1 protein-coding gene is annotated in these 1086 nt (G+C 70.2%); it reads right to left on the bottom strand.

Annotated elements, in window-relative coordinates:
* The coding region (locus AOK08_RS34315) for an acyltransferase domain-containing protein (protein WP_241827210.1) at nt 1–1052 on the bottom strand (1052 nt) is incomplete at its 3' end.
* Nucleotides 1053–1086 lie beyond the last annotated feature (34 nt).

The following is a 1086-nucleotide window of genomic DNA, read 5'->3' as shown; positions in this document are numbered from 1 at the left end:
ATGTTCCGGTCAGCGTCGGCACCCACCTCGACCGGCACGACCTCCGCACCCGCCGCGCTCAGGGCCGCCAACACCTCACGGATATCGGCCTGTTCAGCCGTACCCGCCGGAATCACGGCCAGCCACCGGCCCGACAGCCGCTGCTCCGCGCTCGGCCCGACCGGCGCCGGACGCCACACCGCGCGATAACGCCAGCCATCCACCTCAAACCGCTCACGCCGACCCCGACGCCACGACGCCAACGCAGGCACCACCTCACCCAACGAGGCATCACCCGCCACCGCGAGCACCCGCGACAGCTCCTCCGGATCCTCCCGCTCGACAACATCCCAGAAAGCGGCATCCAGCCCGAAGTCGGCGCCCCCGCCCATACCCGTCACCGCAGCGGGCCAGTAACGCTCGTGCTGGAAGGCGTAGGTGGGCAGGGGGACTTGGCGGGAGGGGGCACCTGGGAGTGTCTTCGTCCAGTCCACCGGGGTGCCGTGGACGAAGAGTTCGGCCAGCGCACGCAGCGCGGTCACCGTCTCGTCCTGCTCACGCCGCTGGAACGGCACCACACACGCCTGATCGTCCAGGCACCGCACGGCCATCGGACTCAGCGCGGCATCCGGCCCCACCTCAAGGAACGTGGACACACCCTCCCCGGCCAGCCACTCCACCGCATCCGCGAACCGGACCGCTTCGCGGACCTGACGCACCCAGTACTCCGGCGTGCTGAACTCCGCACCCGCCACACCACCCGACAACGTCGACACCACCGACAACCGCGCCGGCCCGAACGACACCCCCTCCACAACCCGCCGGAACTCCTCCAGCATCGGCTCCATCAACACCGAATGAAACGCATGACTCACCGCCAGCGAACGCGTCCGCCGACCCAGCCCAGCGAACCGCTCCACCACCCCCTGCACGGCTCCGGCCTCACCCGAGACCACCACCGAACCCGGAGCATTCACCGCAGCGACCGACACACCCTCGGTCAGGTACGGGGACACCTCCTCCTCGGAAGCCTCCACCGCCACCATCACACCGCCACCGGCGAGCGCGTCCATCAGCCGGCCACGCGCCGCCACCACACGACACGCA

The sequence above is a fragment of the Streptomyces graminilatus genome, assembly GCF_001418565.1.
Lineage (GTDB): Bacteria > Actinomycetota > Actinomycetes > Streptomycetales > Streptomycetaceae > Streptomyces > Streptomyces graminilatus.
This window is presented reverse-complemented; position numbering and strand designations above follow the sequence as displayed.